Below are 16,270 nucleotides of genomic sequence, written 5' to 3' on the forward strand. Positions count from 1 at the left end.
GGTGGTAGACGGAATTCACTACGCCTGCCTACTCCCCCGTTCTACGCCTCAGGGAATGAAAACAGGGCTGATGCCAGCGACGGCAAATTGCAACACAGTTCGGTTACTCGCAATAAAAAGATTTGCGTTCAGCCCGCCCGGCCACCCTCGTGCCGGGGCGGACAACAAGAACAAGGCAAGCACAAGCAGAGGAAACACCTGATGAATCGTCGAACTTTTATCCGTAGCACTCTCGGCCGCAGTGTCATGGCCGCTTCCATTGTTGCAGCATCTTTTGGTCTGTCCGCCCCCGCCCACGCCGAGATCGAGGAGGGCAAACTCCTGATCTGGATCAATGGCGACAAGGGCTACGACGGGCTGCAGGAAGTGGGCGACTGGTTTACCGAGGAAACCGGCATTCCGGTAGAAGTGGCTCACCCGGACAGTGCCACCGACAAGTTCCAGCAGTCCGCTGCTACCGGCAACGGCCCGGACATCTTTATCTGGGCCCACGACCGCTTTGGCGAATGGGCGCAGAGCGGCATCATTTCAGAGATCAAGCCCTCCGGAAGCGTGGTTGACGCCAATTTCGATTTCACCTGGGATGCGGTGACCGTCGAAGGTAAAATGTACGGCTACCCCATGGCCGTGGAGTCCATCGGCCTTATCTACAACAAGGACCTCGTTCCCGAGCCACCAGAAGCCTTCGAGGATATCCCCGCGATTCACAAGAAACTGGCGGAAGATGACAAGCGCGCCATTCTGTGGGACTACAACAATACCTACTTCACCTGGCCGATGATTGCCGCAGCCGGTGGTTATATATTCGACCAGAATGAAGACGGCACCTATGACGTCAAGGACACGGGCGTGAACAACGAAGGTGCCATGAAAGGCGCCAACATGCTGGCCACGCTGGTTGAAGAAGAGGTCATGCCCCGTGGTGCCGACTACAGCGCCATGGAGTCGGGCTTTAACAAGGGTGAGGTGGCCATGATGATCAGTGGTCCCTGGGCCTGGGGTAACCTTGAAAAAAGCGGAATCGATTTTGGCGTTACCACTCTGCCCACGGTTGATGGCGAACCCAGCAAGCCAATGGTTGGCGTGATGGCTGCGACCCTGAATTCCGCAAGCCCCAACAAGGATCTGGCCGTTGAGTTCCTGGAGAATTACGCGCTGTCGGTCAAGGGCCTGAAAATGGTGAATGACGATGTACCCTTGGGTGCCGTTGCCAACAGGGAATTCATGGACGAGCTTTCATCCGACCCCAACATTGCGGCTACCTTCGAAAACGCCGAGCTGGGTGAGCCGATGCCGAGTGTACCCGCCATGGGTGCATTCTGGTCATCCATGGGGCCAGCCCTGCAGAACATCACTTCTGGAAGACAATCCGTTGAAGATGCCCTGAACTCGGCAGCGCAGCGCATTACCCGGTAAGACCGGCCCGGAAATGCCGTCAGCCAACCGGCTGGCGGTGCTTCCCGCTGCGCTGACCTGTTGTTGCAACTCTGCCGTCGCCGGTTGCGGCGACGGCTTTAAACGGGCTGACTACAATGATAACGGAATCCCTGTCCTTCTACGGACCCGAAAGCAGACCTCCAATGATCCGAATGGTTCTTAAGTGGGGCGCCCTGGCTGCATTGGTCGCAATGGCGCTCTACCTGATACTGGCACTCTATGCCCAGCAGGAATTCGTGTTCGCAATGCTGTTCCTGGTGCTGACGGCATCGGCGGTGTTTGTCTTCGTTCACAAGAAGCTTTACGCCCATCGCTATATCTTTCCAGCTGTCGCTGGCATGGGGCTGTTTGTGATTTTTCCGCTGATGTACACCGTAGGCATTGGCTTTACCAACTACAGTGCCAGTAACCTGCTGAGCTTCGAGCAGGTGCAGGACAACCTGCTTGACAGGAGCTATCAGTCTGATTCCATCCGCTACGACTATGGCCTCTATCAGACGGAAGCCGGTTACGTGATCTACCTGGAAGGGGAGCAGCAGGACCTGGCGACGGCACCGTTGAAGCTGGACGGTTCGGAAACCAGCGTGCCGGCTCTTCCCGCCTCAGAGAGACCGGCGGGCCTTGCCCTGGTGATGCGGGAAATTATCCAGCTGCGTTCGGAACTGGGTGAGCTGGATCTGCAGACCGAGGATGGCCGCGAATTGAGCATGGCCAGCCTGCGCTCTTTCGCGGCGATTCGCGACCAGTTCACGCTTCATGATAATGGCAGTATTACTAACAACCAGACCGATGTGACCTATTTCCCGGATCACGAAACCGGTTTCTACCGCAGTGCCGATGGGGACGCACTCTCGCCGGGCTGGACCGTGAACATTGGCTGGGATAACTACCTCAAGGTGGTATCCGACCCGAGTATTCGCGGGCCGTTTTTCGAGATCTTTGTGTGGACGCTGTCCTTTGCAGTGGCGACGGTGGTGTTCACCCTGGCGCTTGGGCTGCTACTGGCGAACCTCCTGCAGTGGGACCAGATTCGCGGCAAGGGATTCTACCGCACCATGCTGATCCTGCCCTATGCAGTGCCGGCCTTTATCTCGATCCTGGTGTTCAAGGGCCTGTTCAACCAGAACTTCGGTGAGATCAACCTGGTGCTGGAAGGCCTGTTCGGAATAAGGCCGGACTGGTTCAGCGACCCGGCACTGGCCCGGACAATGATCCTGATCGTCAATACCTGGCTGGGCTACCCGTACATGATGCTGCTCACCATGGGGCTGCTGCAGGCGATTCCACGGGATCTGTACGAGGCATCGGCCATGGACGGGGCAGGGCCGGTGAACAACCTGTTCAACGTCACCCTGCCGCTGATCATCAAGCCGCTGATGCCGCTGCTGATTGCAAGCTTCGCGTTCAACTTCAACAACTTCGTCCTGATCGCCCTGTTGACCGGTGGTGCACCCGATATTATCGGGGCCAGCACACCCGCAGGTACCACGGATCTGCTGGTGAGCTACACCTACCGCATTGCGTTCCAGGATTCCGGACAGAACTTTGGCCTGGCGGCTGCTATCGCCACAGCCATCTTCCTGGTGGTTGGCGCCCTGTCGCTGATCAACCTGAAACTGTCCAAAGTAAAAGTGTAAGGAGCTACCCATGGCAATGGTTCAACCCCGCTCCACCAAGTATCGCGTTCTGGCATCCCATCTGGGGATGCTGGGATTCATCGCGATCATTCTCTTCCCGCTGCTGATGGTGATTTCCATCTCCTTCCGCAGTGGTAACTTCGCCTCCGGCAGCCTGCTGCCGGAGAACCCCTCGCTGGAGCACTGGTACCTGGCGCTGGGCATTCCCTATACCGGGGAAGATGGCACCGTTACCCAGCCACCGTTTCCGGTGCTGTTGTGGCTGTGGAACTCCATCAAGATCGCGGTGGTCTCCGCGGTGCTGATCCTGGCACTGTCCACCACCAGCGCCTATGCCTTCGCCCGCATGCGGTTTGCCGGCAAGGGTTTCGTGCTCAAGTCCATGTTGATCTTCCAAATGTTCCCGCCGGTGCTGTCATTGGTGGCGCTGTACGCCCTGTTCGACAAGATCGGCAATCACGTCAGCTGGCTGGGGCTGAATACCCACGGTGCGGTGATCGTCGCGTCCCTCGGGGGCATGGCGCTGCACATCTGGACCATCAAGGGCTACTTCGATTCCATCGACCGCTCCCTGGAGGAGGCTGCTATCGTGGATGGGGCAACAACCTGGCAGGCATTCCGCTACATTTTGCTGCCACTGTCTGTGCCGATCCTGGTGGTGGTGTTCATTCTCGCGTTCATCATGACCATCATGGAATACCCCATGGCGTCTGTTCTGCTGGTGGACACCGACAAGCTGACCTTGGCGGTGGGGGCGCAACAGTACCTTTACGAGCAGAACTATCTCTGGGGCGACTTTGCTGCTGCCGCGGTGCTCTCGGGGCTGCCCATCACGTTGATCTTCCTCTACTGCCAGAAATGGATTGTTGGCGGGCTTACTGCCGGTGGCGTCAAAGGCTGACGCCACCATCCTTTCCGCGAGTATTGCGCCTTCCTTTTGCACTTCGCGACCCGGTCAGGCTATTCCCCCTGCTGACCGGGCTTTTTTGCTTTTTGACCTGACCGCTGAACAGGCGGGGCAGCCCTTTGAACAGTCTAATGAACACAAAAAAGGGGGCCAGTACGTGACGAACCGGCCCCTGGAAAGGTGTCAGAGCAGATCAGAAATCAATGCAGGGCTCATGGTAGAGCCGGGGGCAGGCATTGCCGTCCTGGCGGAACAGGTGGCATTTGATGGCGTTGAAGCCCAGTGTGACCCTGGTACCTTCCTGGATCGGGTCGCTGCCGTCTGTACGCATGGTAATAACGCCGTCCACACCGTTGACATCCATGTGGACAAGGGTCTGGTAGCCCAGTCGTTCAACCACGGTGACTTCACCATCCATGTACATGTCCGCTTCGTCACCGGTGGTCAGGTGCTCGGGACGCACGCCAAGGCTGACGGGCTCACCGGCAGACAGTTCATGGCCATTAATGGCGACTTCCAGAGAGTGCTCGCCTGGCAGGGTTATGGTAACGGACTGGCTGCTGGCCTTCTCAACAGTGCAATCAATGAAGTTCATCTTTGGAGAGCCAATAAACCCGGCCACAAACCGCGTAGCGGGGTAGTGGTACAGCTCCATGGGCCTGCCCACCTGGGCGATGGTGCCGTTGTCCAGGGCGACGATCTTGTCGGCCATGGTCATGGCTTCCACCTGGTCGTGAGTCACGTACACCATGGTGGCATCCAGGCGTTTGTGCAGCCGTGAGATTTCGATGCGCATCTGTACCCGCAGGGAGGCGTCCAGGTTGGACAGGGGTTCGTCGAACAGGAACACCGTGGGCTCCCGCACGATGGTGCGGCCAATGGCGACGCGCTGGCGCTGGCCGCCGGAAAGATCCTTGGGTTTGCGTTCCAGCAGGTTGCCCAGCTGAAGCAGCTTTGCGGCATCGTTCACGCGGCGGTCGATCTCGGCCTTGTTGGTCTTGGCCAGCTTGAGGCCGAAGGCCATGTTCTCCGCCACATTCATGTGAGGATAGAGGGCGTAGGACTGGAAGACCATACCCACTTCCCGTTCTTTGGGCGGTAGGTTGTTGACCTTGTCGTTGCCGATGTACAGGTCGCCGGAGGTGATGTCTTCCAAGCCTGCGATCATTCGCAGCAGGGTGGATTTGCCGCACCCGGATGGGCCGACAAAGACCACAAACTCGCCGTCATTGATATCCAGATTAACGTCGCGGGTTACCTGGGTCTCGTCATAACTCTTGCAGATGTTTCGTAGTGTGACGCTGGCCATAACGTATGTCTTCTTGTTTGATCTATGGAAGCTCAAAAGCCCGGTAACCTCCGTGGGGCGTTACCGGGCCGGTTTATTCAGTGCCGGAGGTCAGAGAGTTGCAATTTCTACGCCCCATGGCTGCAGCTCCAGTTGCCTGCCGTTCCATGTACCCCCAACGAAGTCCGGCGTACCTCTGACTGGCTGACCGGCAGCAGGTATGGTGATCCGGGCCGGCTTTTCAGTCAGGTTCAAGGCTAAAAGCAGGGTTTCACCCTGGTAACTGCGGGTGTACATCAGGGTTTCTTTCGGGCTTTCCCGGAACTCGATATCACCCTTGAGCAGAACCGGCTGCTGCGCTCGCCACCCCAGGAAAGCGCGGTACGCCTCTAGGATGGAGTTCTCTTCGTCATGCTGGACAGCAACCGCTGCGTTGTAGTGTTCATCATAAACCGGTAGCCACGGGCGTGCATTGGAGAAACCGCCGTGGGTTTCCCGATGGTGCCAGACCATCGGTGTGCGGCAACCATCCCGGCCTTTGTATTCAGGCCAGAAGTTGATGCCGTAGGGGTCGACCAGGTCGTGGTATTCAAGCTTTGCCTCGGTGAGGCCGAGTTCCTCGCCCTGGTAGATGCAGACGCTGCCACGCAGGGTCAGCAGCATGGCCATGTAGGCCTTAAGTTGCTGGGCTGAACCGGCTTCCCAGCGGCTTGCCACGCGGGCTACGTCATGGTTGCCGATGGCCCAGCAGGGCCAGCCGTCGGTGAGCTTCTTCTCGATGGAGTCGACGGTCTTGCGGAAAAAGTCGGCGCCCCGTTGCTCGGTCAGCAGGTCGAAGGAGTAGGCCATGTGCAGCTTGTCACCGCCACTGGTGTATTCCGCCATGGTCTGCAGAGAATTGTCATCCCCGATTTCACCGACGGTGGTGGTTCCCGGGTACTGGTCAAGCAGGGCGCGCAGGCGCTGCAGGAAGGCCAGGTTTTCGGGGCGGGTCTTGTCGTATTTGTGCAACTGGTAGGCGTAGGGGTTTTCCTTGCGTACGCCAATGGAGCCTTCGGCAACGGCATCGCTGGGGGGATTGTCACGCAGTTTCGGGTCGTGGAAGCAGAAGTTGATGGCGTCCAGGCGGAAACCGTCCACGCCCCGGTCCAGCCAGAATTTCACGTCTGACAGCACTTGCTCCACCACCTCCGGGTTGTGAAAGTTCAAATCCGGCTGGCTGGCCAGGAAATTGTGCAGGTAGTACTGCTTGCGCCGGCTGTCCCAGGCCCAGGCTGAGCCGCCAAACACTGACAGCCAGTTGTTGGGCGGTGTGCCATCTTTTCCGGGATCTGCCCACACGTACCAGTCTGATTTTGGGTTGTTGCGGCTGGCGCGGCTTTCAATAAACCAGCGGTGCTGGTCCGAGGAATGGCTGAGAACCTGGTCAATCATGATCTTGAGGTCGCGTTTGTGGGCCTCGGCAATCAGTTCGTCGAAATCTGCAATGGTGCCGAATATCGGGTCCACGTCGCGATAGTCCGAAACGTCGTAACCAAAGTCTTTCATTGGTGATGTAAAGAATGGCGACAGCCAGATCGCATCTACATTTAGGCTGGCGATGTAATCCAGCTTGGCGGTAACCCCGGGCAGATCACCGATACCATCGCCGTTGGAATCGTAGAAGCTGCGTGGATAAACTTGGTAAATGATGGCGCCACGCCACCAGTCGGGGTTCTTGATCATCATGCCTCGCTTAACACCCTGGCGGTGAAAGATTGTTATTGTCGGGAACGGAAGATTTCCGTGTTAATCGCTTTCATGCATAGTGCGATCACGCAACGGGTCGTTCATCCTCCTGCCGGACTTTTTGTTGGCGTAGCCCGGGGGGATGAGGGGGGCGTAGAGGGGCGGAGATAAAAACAGGAGAGCAAGAAAGGGTTTTGTGACCCCACTGACGCTGTTACAGGAACGAAGCGCCAGCGGGGTGAGGAAGGTTTATCGCGTACGGGCCGCCAGAGCGAGCACGAGGCTTACGAGGGTGGATCCGAGCAGCGCGCCAACAAACGGCAGCAGGGTCGGGATGCCACCCGGGAAACTTGCAAGTTCCAGCCCTGCCATCAGGCTTCCACCGCTAACCCATCCAGGGATGATTGCCCCCACCAGGCCGGCGAGGCCCCCCAGCACAGCTGCTGTCGTGGTCATTCTTTTCCATAGCCCCAGCAGTACCGGTATCACGGCGGTAGCACAGAGCAGGTCTGCAATCAGGAACAATCTCAGCACCGAAACACCCTGCAGGGAGACAATGACCACCGGAATCATCAGCATGACGGTTATCCACCGTGCCGAGGTGATGGATAGCCCCTGTTTTTCAGTAACGGCCAGGGATGCCAGGGCATTCTGCAGGGTGTCCACGGATGATGCCACCAGGGTCAAAGCCAGTACCAGGGCAGGAATGGTCAGCCAGGCAGGTGCGTTTGAAAGCAGGGCAAAGAAGGGAATGGGTGGTGAGCCCAGGTCCGCGCCACCCATAGCGGCGGCAATTCCCAGGGCACCCACCACGGCCACCACGGCGATGGTAATGACGCCACCAAATAACGCTCCCTGACGCAGTGCGGAGGTGTCACGAGCCGACCACAGGCGCTGCCAGTATCCCTGGTGAAACAGGTTGGCCGCTGTTACTGCAATGACAAGAGTCAGGGCAACGCCCAGCGCGCTGCCAACAGGTGCCGATGGCGCATTGGCGGTGTCCAGCTCTGGCAGCCGCTCCATCGCGACAAAGCCCACGATCGCAAGCAGGCCGATCAACAGAAATGCCTGCCACTGGTCAGTAACAATACTGGCACGAAGGCCACCCCAGGCTGTGTAAATCAGCGTGGCGATGGCTACACCCATTACCGCGAGGTTGCCGTTGACGCCGGAAAGCATAGAAGTGATAGCACCGATGGCCGTCAGTTCCGCGGTCAGGAAACACAGCATGTAAAGCACGGAGATCAGCGATACGTAGCGGCGAACGGCGTTGCCATAGCAGGCCTGCGCAAATTCTCCGATGCTGCGGCCCTGGGGGAGATAGCGGCGGATGGCCGGGCCACAGAACGCAAATACAATAAACGGCAACGCCGCTCCCAGCGCATAACCTGCCAGTGCAACGGGGCCTACCAGTGCGCCCACCTCCGGGGGCGCAAACAGTATCCAGCCCCCCATGCCGGATGCCAGGAACGAAAACCCCAGGGCCCGGGCGCCCTGACTGTTTCGGGCAGTGACATAATCGTCCAGGCCACCATCGGCCAGCCTGGCACGCAGCCCCAGCCAGGTAAAAAGGATCAGGGCTGCCGCCAGCGCAGCTACTGTGGTGTAAAGCATGTTGGTCTCCGCCAGTTATCAAGCCGGGAATAGTGACACAGATCCGCATTGAGTCAATTTTGACAAGCATCAAATGCCTGTCAGGCTTATGCTTTATTGTATGCGGTGTTTATCCGGGGAGAACCCTGGTACAGGAGGTCCTTATGAGTAATCGCAAGTCGGAACTTGAAACCCTGCGCGCCGATCTGAAGGCACGGCTGGCAAAGTACGAAGCCCATCAGCACCGTCAGGGTGGTGCCCTGGAGCAGGACTTTGAAGAACAGGCGGTGCAGACCCAGAATGATGAGGTGGTGGATTCACTTGAAACTGAAACCCGAAGTGAACTGGCCCAGATAGAGCATGCGCTGGAAAGGCTGGCAAATGGCCTGGGAGATGAGTGTGAAGGCTGCGGAGAAGAAATAGACCCGCGCCGGTTGCAGGTACTGCCCTACACCACGGTCTGTGTGAAATGCGCGGAAGAATGATTCGCTGACAAGGAGATCCGATGTCTGAAACTGCCAGTTCCGGCAACAGATCCGAAGGGCTGCCAAAGAGCAGGGTAATAGGACTGATTCTTGGCCCCTTGTTCCTGCTCATGACCCTTGTCATTCCGGCCCCCGAAGGAATGGGGCCGGAAGCATGGGCGGCGTTGGGGCTGATGCTGCTGATGGCCACCTGGTGGTCCACGGAAGCGATTCCTATTCCGGCAACGGCACTGGTTCCGATAGTGCTGATACCGGCCCTCGGGCTGGGCGGTATAAAAGATGCAACAACGCCCTATGCCAACCCCATCATCTTTCTGTTTCTCGGTGGCTTTACGCTGGGGTTGGCCATGCAACGGTGGAATCTGCATCGGCGTATTGCGCTGTTGACCCTCAGAGGTGTGGGTGACAAACCACGTCGCCAGATTGCCGGGTTCATGATTGCCACTGCATTTCTGAGTATGTGGGTCAGCAATACCGCCACATCGATCATGATGCTGCCCATTGGCCTGTCGGTTATCGCAATGATGGACTCTTCCAACCCGGAAGGCGTGCGTCGCTACGCCACAGCCTTGCTCCTGGCCATTGCCTATTCTGCCAGCGTCGGTGGCATTGCCACCCTGATCGGCACTCCACCCAATGCTTTGCTGGCGGCCTATCTGAGCGAAAATCAGGACATATCGGTTGGTTTTGCCCAGTGGATGCTACTGGGCGTACCGGTGTCGCTGGTGATGCTGGCGCTGACCTGGTGGTGGCTGACCCGCAGGGATTTCGGGCTGGATAGCCAGGCTGGCAGTGGTGACATGATTCAGGAGGAGTTGCAGGCCCTTGGCCCTCTGCAGAAAGCGGAAAAGCTGGTTGCCCTGGTGTTCCTGGTGACTGCGGCGGCCTGGATTTTCAGGCCATTACTGTCGGACGGGCTGATGCCCTGGCTCAGTGACACCGGCATTGCCATTGCAGCGGCGATTGCCATGTTCCTGATTCCGGTCAACCTGAAAGAGCGGGTGTTCGTGCTCGACTGGGAGACGGCTCAGGGTATTCCCTGGGGGGTGTTGCTGCTGTTCGGTGGTGGCCTTGCAATGGCAGGCGTTATCAGTAGCTCGGGCCTGGCAGAGTGGATTGCCGAGAGTCTGTCGGTGGCGGGGAATTTGCCAGCACTGGTGATGATTGCCCTGGTTGTGGCTGTCATCATATTTCTCACCGAAGTCACCAGTAACACAGCAACCGCCGCAGCCTTCCTGCCGTTACTGGGGGCGCTGGCCATGTCGCAGGATATGTCAGTGCTGTTGCTGACCGTTCCGGCCGCCATTGCCGCCAGTTGCGCCTTCATGATGCCGGTGGCGACTCCGCCCAACGCCATCGTATTCTCCAGCGGCCACATGCGAATCCAGGACATGATAGGCGCCGGCTTTGCTCTGAATATCCTCGGAATTATCGTGGTAACGGCGCTGAGTTACCTGCTGCTGGGGTTTGTCTTCACCCTGTAACCGGAGGGGCAGTTACGGCTGCCCCGGTTCTATTCTCCCTGAATCTTGCTGAGCAGATCCTTTGCCAGTTCAATGGCCTCGGACCGGTGGCTGATGTTCTGCTTCTGGTACAGGCTGCGGATATGGGTTTTGACCGTTGTCGAGGCTACCTTCAGGTGCTCTGCAATCTGGTCATTGGAAAGGCCTGCGTGGATCAGGCTCAAAATCTGCCATTCGCGGCGGGTCAGCGGTGACGTCCGGATCAACTCGGGCACGTCGGGGCGGTCAATGATGTCCTGAATGATCGCTTCATCAAGCGAGATTCGAATGGCGCGGCTGAAATCCCGTTGCTGTTGTGCCAGCTGTATCAGCCGTTCGGCCCGTTGCAGCTCCATGCCGTCGATGGCTTCGTCGTTGATCAGCGCTTTGAGGATGACAATCAGTACCTTACCCATGCGCAGGAAGCTGCCCACGGCGCCGGTGGTGCTGGCCAGTTGAAGCGCGGTCACCATGTGCCTGAGAGCATTCTCCCGGTCATCGGTATTCCAGTACAGCAACGCCAGTGCAATATGGTTGCGGTTCAGATCAGTTTTCAGTCCCACCTGTTCGGCAGTAGTCTGCAACCCGGACAGCAGCGGCTGCGCCTTGCGGTAAAGGCCAAGGCTCATATACGCCCGTGCGCGGTTGCGGCCGTTGCACTGGTTGAAATGGTTGGTTGCGGTTTCAGGGTCAACGGGTGGTGCAATGGTCAGCCAGCGCTGAATGGCGTCGTGGTCCCGCACGGCATCCCAGTAGGCCAGCATGGTGGCATGGGCATTGGCAACCCAGTCCAGGTGATAGTCACCGGAGGCCAGCATTTTCTGGATTTTGGCTATATAGTCGGCACAGAGGCTCTGGCGCCCACGGGCATGGGCGACCTTGGCCAGTGACGTATAGCTCTGCACGTACCAGCGCTCCCCCTGTGCTTCCAGGATTTCGATACCCTGCAGGGCACAGCGTTCAGCGTTTTCGAGATGGTGCCATTCCCACATGATCTGGCTGCGGATGCGGAACAGGAACTCCAGGATCGGAAGGTGGTTGAGATTGTTTTCTTCGGCATACTGGAAGCCGCGTTCCTGGATATTATAGGCCTTCTGCAATAACCCCATGGCAACGCTGATTTCAGACTGCTGGCACAGGGCCCAGATCACGTTCTGGTGGGCCTGGTGGGCCCGCGCCAGGTGCTCGGTTTCCTGCATGCGAACCAGCGCCTCCGCAAGTTCACCCTGCACGAACAGAGCTTCTCCGATGACCGAAGCAGCGGCTACGCGGGAGGTGGGCAGATAGCGGGCTTCCTGGTCTATGGCCTCCCTTGCCAGCACCAATGCCCGCTCGCCGTCACCATAATTCATGGCGACCTGGGCGCGGATGGCACTGAATTCCCCGTACACGGCCCGTTGGGTCTCTTCGGTCATGGACGCCGCCAGCCTGGATTCGGCGGCGGACAGCCAGCTTTCAACGTCATCAAACTGGTATTGCCCCTGGGCGACCCAGGCCCTGAGCAGGGTCAGCGTGGGATCCTGGGCAATGACATCCTGTGGCAGGGCGTCGAGGCACCGTTGCAGCAGAATGAACTGTCCTTCGGTAAAGAATTTGCGCCCGTGAAGGGTCAGAACCCGGGTAATCCGCTCCGGGTCATCCGCCTCAATTGCGTGTCGCGCGGCTTCCTCCGCATGGTCCAGCTCCAGCCAGGCATCACAGGCACGCCGGTGCAGTTGTTGCCTGTTTTCCTCGGTTGTGCAGCTCAGCAAGTGCCGGAGATAAACAGAGAACAGCGGGTGATACCGGAACCAGAGGGCGGAGTTGTCCACGGGCGTAATGAACAGTCCCATTGCGAGCAGGCTGCTGAGTAACGCCTGGCCGTCGCTGTCATCCATGACCCGCATCACCATCCGCGCGTTGAAACGGTCCAGTATGCTGGTGCGCAGCAGGAATGTCCGTTGCTGCTCGGTCAGACCTTGGCCAACCAGTTCGTCGAAATAATCGAAAATATGCTGGTTGCCAAATTCCAGCTGGTCCACGAAGTCGTTGAACTCGAGGCTGGTCAGCGCCGAGGCGGACAATAGCTGGAGCGCAGATACCCAGCCCTCAACACGTCGCACAGCTCGCTCGATGCTCTCCCGTGAGATCTCGAACGGCAACCGGCTGTCAAAGTAGTGTTGCGCCTCGTCGGCCCCGAAAGCCAGGTCACGGGATGTAATTTCCGACATCCGGCCCTGCATGCGGATCTGGGCTACACCGATAGGCGGAATGGTCCGGGTAATCAGCACCAGGGTCAGGCACGCTGGCTGATGCCGGAGAAGGAAGCGCAGCGCGTTGTGGATATCGGGGTTATCGATGAGGTGGTAATCATCGAGCACCAGGTAAAGCGGGTCCTCATCCTGTGGCAGCTCTGCCAGAAGGTCCGTGAGAACGCCCTCCAGATCGTCATATCCCTTATCCTGCAGGTTTCGAAGCGTCGCAGTGCAGCAGCCGGGGTTTGCTGTTTCCATAGCATTAGCCAGGTAGCCTGCAAATCTTGCCGGATCGTTGTCTCCGGCTTCCAGCCGATACCAGGCCGTGGTTGCCTCAAGGGCTTCAAGGCGGTCGGCCACCGTGGTGGTCTTGCCGTAGCCTGCGGGAGCATGGACCAGCAGCAGGCTGATCGGGTCCAGGCCATGGAGAAGGTCATTGAATTTTTCCCGGTGTAGCAGGGCAGGTGGCGGCTGAGGGCTCTGGTTTTTGGCGGCTAGGAACGTCAGTCGTCCTGGCTTCAGTGTTGTTGTCATCAGGATCTTCAGTAATGGGTGTCAGACAGTGGCACACGACTTGATACCGGCTTTCATCTTCTGCGTCAACTTCTCTCTGGTGTGGTTCAACCGGCCGTGGTTACTACTCGCTCGCAGGTGGTTTGAGTTTCTTCCGGTCTTTCCCAGACGGCACACTAGTCTTCCGGTTTGCTCAGATCCAGCCACTGTTGTGAGAGCCAGTAATAGCTGCCATCTGATGCAGGGTGTGTGCAGTTATAGCGAAAACGACGGCTATCAAAGCTCTCAGGTGCTTTCAGGGTTAATTCGTCGCCGGACACTTCAAAATCAACCCGTCCCTGTCCGGATGCAAAACAGGTCAGCCGGTCTACGCTGATGGAATCAGGCACGGTGAACGACAGGGTTGGCGGATTTTCATCGATAACGCCGTCCGGCAGTTCGCTGGCATCGACTGGTAGCGCCTTACTGCGCAGTTTGTCCTTCAGGCTGTTGAGTTGCCCGTAGGCGTTGGCCATGGGAAAGCGGGGCAGACGGGTATCGCCGGAAGTGGCGCCGATAGCACCGGACTGCTGGCCGTAGCCCAGCCAGTCGCGTTCTTTAATTTTGCGCTCCAGGGCCTCGTCAAATTCACCATAGGGATAGGCAAACATCGGAACATCGATGCCAAGCCTGTCTGCCAGGGTTTCCTGGGCGGTATCCAGGCTGTTTTCCACCCGTTGTGTCCAGTCATTCCGGCTTTCGTCCGGCCGCCTTGCCAGGTGACCGTGATCCTCACTGTGGTTGGCAATGGTAACGCCGCTGCGGTCACGCACCTTTTCGAGCTGCTCCCACGTCATATAGCCGTTGCTGCCTATGGCGTCAGTGTTCACGAAAATCGTATAGGGGTAACCGCGTTCCTCGAGTTCCGGTATGGCAGTGGAATAGACAGATTCGTAGGCGTCGTCGAAGGTAATGGCGACCTGTTTACGATCGTCCAGCTTGCCATCCAGCGCATCGCGGGTTCCCGACTCCAGTGGCACAACCTCGATGTTAAGTTCCCCAATCATTTCCATTTGCCCTTCGAAAAGGGAGACCGAGGTACTGGTGGAAGGCGGCGTGGAATCACTGACATGGTGGTATTGCAACACCACAAGATCAGCCTTTGCGGCCAGGGCAAAGCCGGCGAGCGATACTGCCAGTAGTGTTTGGGTCGTTATTCGTTTGGCCATTGTGTCGTCCTATGTGATCAGGATTTCCGGAACAGTCAGGTTCTGAAATGGGCCTTCAGAACAGAGAAGGCCTGGTTAAGGTGCTGAATGGCTTCGGTTTCGCCACCGCGGTCCGGGTGGGCACGCATCACCGCCCGGCGAAACCGCTGCTTTACTTCTTCAAATCCTGCCGGCATATCGTCGAAGCCCAGCGTGGCTGCGGCCTCCCGTGTTTCCAGGGGTTCCGGGCGGTAACCGCTGCGCCCTGCCCAGAAGTCGTCCATCATTCTGTTAATGGATTCTTCGGGCAAAGTGTATTTTGACAGGTCCAGGTAGAAGTTTCTCAGTTCGTCCGCCTGGTCCGGGAGCCCGGTGCCGCCCACAATGGCGGTCTTTCGGAGCCGAATCACCAGGGGTGAGATTGTGAGGGTCTCCCCGCCGCTGGCAAGTTGATCGCGAAGGCGGTAAAGCACATGGAAAAGCAGGAAATGGACGGGATAGAGCTTGTCCGGTTCTGCAAAATTAACGCTGCCGAACAGTTCCCAGGGAGCCTTCTGTAGAGTTTTTATCATTGCGAGTTCGTTCATTCCCGCAGGGTTCTGCCGGAGTATATGCTCGGTGGCAATCAGCAGATGCTGAATCTGTAAGTTCAGTCGGTCATCCTGAGAGCCGTAACCGGAGGTTGGTTTGGCATTTGCTGCCAGATCGGGTTGTTTCATTCCGTTATGGTAGGTGACAGGGCTCCATTACGGAAGAGGGGGTCCCTGCAGCCAGGCCTGTCCCTGGAACATTTGCACGCGTATAATCCCACTCTCACTGACCCTCTGAACGACGTTGATCTATGTCCGAAGCAATGACTGCCAACCCCGAAACTGTCCCCGCCTCTGAAGCAGAGCGCAGGCAGAAACTGGAATTCAACAAGCTGCAGAAACGCCTGCGCCGGGAAATGGGACAGGCGATTGCTGATTTCTCGATGATTGAAGCGGGCGATAAAGTCATGTGCTGCCTTTCTGGTGGAAAAGACTCCTATGCCATGCTTGATATCCTGATGAACCTTCAGAAAAGCGCACCGGTTCACTTTGAACTGATTGCCGTGAACCTGGACCAGAAACAACCGGGCTTCCCGGAGGAAGTGCTGCCCGAGTATCTGGCGGCCCTGGGCATCGAATATCACATCATCGAGAAGGACACCTATAGTATTGTTAAGGAAAAAGTGCCGGATGGGAAGACCACCTGCGGACTTTGTTCCCGTCTACGTCGTGGAATTCTCTATAATTTTGCTGAGGAACACGGTGTCACAAAAATTGCCCTGGGCCATCACCGGGATGACCTGCTGGAAACACTGTTCCTGAACATGTTCTATGGCGGCAAACTCAAGTCCATGCCACCGGTGCTTCACAGTGACGATGGCCGCAATACAGTGATCCGGCCGCTGGCCTACAGTCGTGAGAAAGACATTGCGCGCTATGCAAGAATGCGGGAATTCCCGATTATTCCGTGCAATCTCTGTGGCTCCCAGGAAAATCTGCAGCGCCAGGTGATCAAGGATATGTTCCAGACTTGGGACAATCAGCACCCGGGCCGGCTGGAAACCATGTTCCGGGCCATGTGCAACGTGGAGCCCTCACACCTTGCCGACACGGGCCTCTACGATTTCCGCGAAGGCTCCCGGCGACCCGTTGGTGGCGAGGCCGTTGGCAACGTTAAGCCGGAAACAGAGGATTTCGGGAGACTGGACGTGCTCAATATCTGACTGCGC

The 16,270-nt window shown here is 57.8% G+C and carries 12 protein-coding genes; 6 read left to right on the top strand and 6 right to left on the bottom strand.

Annotated features, from left to right (window positions below; all coding sequences use genetic code 11):
• The first annotated feature begins 201 nt into the window (after positions 1-201).
• The 3 genes from malE (at position 202) to malG (ending at position 3,975) form a co-directional block, all read left to right on the top strand.
• The gene (gene malE, locus ACESMB_RS00285) at positions 202-1,416 is read left to right on the top strand and encodes a maltose/maltodextrin ABC transporter substrate-binding protein MalE (RefSeq protein ID WP_372926479.1); all 1,215 of its coding nucleotides are present in this window, start codon (positions 202-204) and stop codon (positions 1,414-1,416) included.
• Positions 1,417-1,580: 164 nt separating this feature from the next.
• Positions 1,581-3,074: a maltose ABC transporter permease MalF gene (malF, locus tag ACESMB_RS00290; protein ID WP_372926480.1), complete on the top strand. Its 1,494-nt coding sequence runs from the start codon at positions 1,581-1,583 to the stop codon at positions 3,072-3,074.
• 10 nt (positions 3,075-3,084) lie between these two features.
• Positions 3,085-3,975: a maltose ABC transporter permease MalG gene (gene malG, locus ACESMB_RS00295; RefSeq protein ID WP_372926481.1), complete on the top strand. Its 891-nt coding sequence runs from the start codon at positions 3,085-3,087 to the stop codon at positions 3,973-3,975.
• Positions 3,976-4,174: 199 nt separating this feature from the next.
• Here malG and malK read toward each other — a convergent pair whose 3' ends face one another.
• The 3 genes from malK to ACESMB_RS00310 all read right to left on the bottom strand — a co-directional run bounded on the left by malK (position 4,175) and on the right by ACESMB_RS00310 (position 8,611).
• Positions 4,175-5,290 carry a maltose/maltodextrin ABC transporter ATP-binding protein MalK gene (malK, locus tag ACESMB_RS00300; protein WP_372926482.1) on the bottom strand — a complete coding sequence of 372 codons (1,116 nt, stop codon included), beginning with the start codon at positions 5,288-5,290 and terminating at the stop codon, positions 4,175-4,177.
• A gap of 90 nt (positions 5,291-5,380) precedes the next feature.
• Positions 5,381-6,997: an alpha-glucosidase gene (locus ACESMB_RS00305; protein ID WP_372926483.1), complete on the bottom strand. Its 1,617-nt coding sequence runs from the start codon at positions 6,995-6,997 to the stop codon at positions 5,381-5,383.
• A gap of 249 nt (positions 6,998-7,246) precedes the next feature.
• Positions 7,247-8,611, bottom strand: a complete 1,365-nt coding sequence (locus ACESMB_RS00310) for a sodium:solute symporter family transporter (protein WP_372926484.1) — start codon at positions 8,609-8,611, stop codon at positions 7,247-7,249.
• 143 nt (positions 8,612-8,754) lie between these two features.
• Between ACESMB_RS00310 and ACESMB_RS00315 the strand changes: the two genes are divergently transcribed.
• Together ACESMB_RS00315 and ACESMB_RS00320 are read left to right on the top strand one after the other, a co-directional pair.
• Positions 8,755-9,075, top strand: coding sequence for a TraR/DksA family transcriptional regulator (locus ACESMB_RS00315; protein ID WP_372926485.1), 321 nt, complete (start codon positions 8,755-8,757; stop codon positions 9,073-9,075).
• A 20-nt stretch (positions 9,076-9,095) separates the two neighbouring features.
• Positions 9,096-10,559, top strand: a complete 1,464-nt coding sequence (locus ACESMB_RS00320) for an SLC13 family permease (protein WP_372926486.1) — start codon at positions 9,096-9,098, stop codon at positions 10,557-10,559.
• 29 nt (positions 10,560-10,588) lie between these two features.
• Here the strand turns inward: ACESMB_RS00320 and malT are convergent, their stop codons facing one another.
• From malT to ACESMB_RS00335, 3 genes are all read right to left on the bottom strand, one after another.
• A complete protein-coding gene (gene malT, locus ACESMB_RS00325; RefSeq protein WP_372970668.1) occupies positions 10,589-13,345 on the bottom strand; it encodes an HTH-type transcriptional regulator MalT in 2,757 nt (918 codons plus the stop codon).
• Positions 13,346-13,500: 155 nt separating this feature from the next.
• Positions 13,501-14,532 carry a polysaccharide deacetylase family protein gene (locus ACESMB_RS00330; RefSeq protein ID WP_372970669.1) on the bottom strand — a complete coding sequence of 344 codons (1,032 nt, stop codon included), beginning with the start codon at positions 14,530-14,532 and terminating at the stop codon, positions 13,501-13,503.
• A gap of 35 nt (positions 14,533-14,567) precedes the next feature.
• Positions 14,568-15,230, bottom strand: coding sequence for a DNA-J related domain-containing protein (locus ACESMB_RS00335; protein WP_372970670.1), 663 nt, complete (start codon positions 15,228-15,230; stop codon positions 14,568-14,570).
• A 122-nt stretch (positions 15,231-15,352) separates the two neighbouring features.
• On the opposite strand from ACESMB_RS00335, the gene ttcA reads away from it, so the two are divergent.
• The gene (gene ttcA, locus ACESMB_RS00340; protein ID WP_372970671.1) at positions 15,353-16,264 is read left to right on the top strand and encodes a tRNA 2-thiocytidine(32) synthetase TtcA; all 912 of its coding nucleotides are present in this window, start codon (positions 15,353-15,355) and stop codon (positions 16,262-16,264) included.
• The last annotated feature ends 6 nt before the right edge of the window (positions 16,265-16,270 follow it).

It is taken from the genome of Marinobacter sp., from assembly GCF_041686475.1.
Classification (GTDB): domain Bacteria; phylum Pseudomonadota; class Gammaproteobacteria; order Pseudomonadales; family Oleiphilaceae; genus Marinobacter.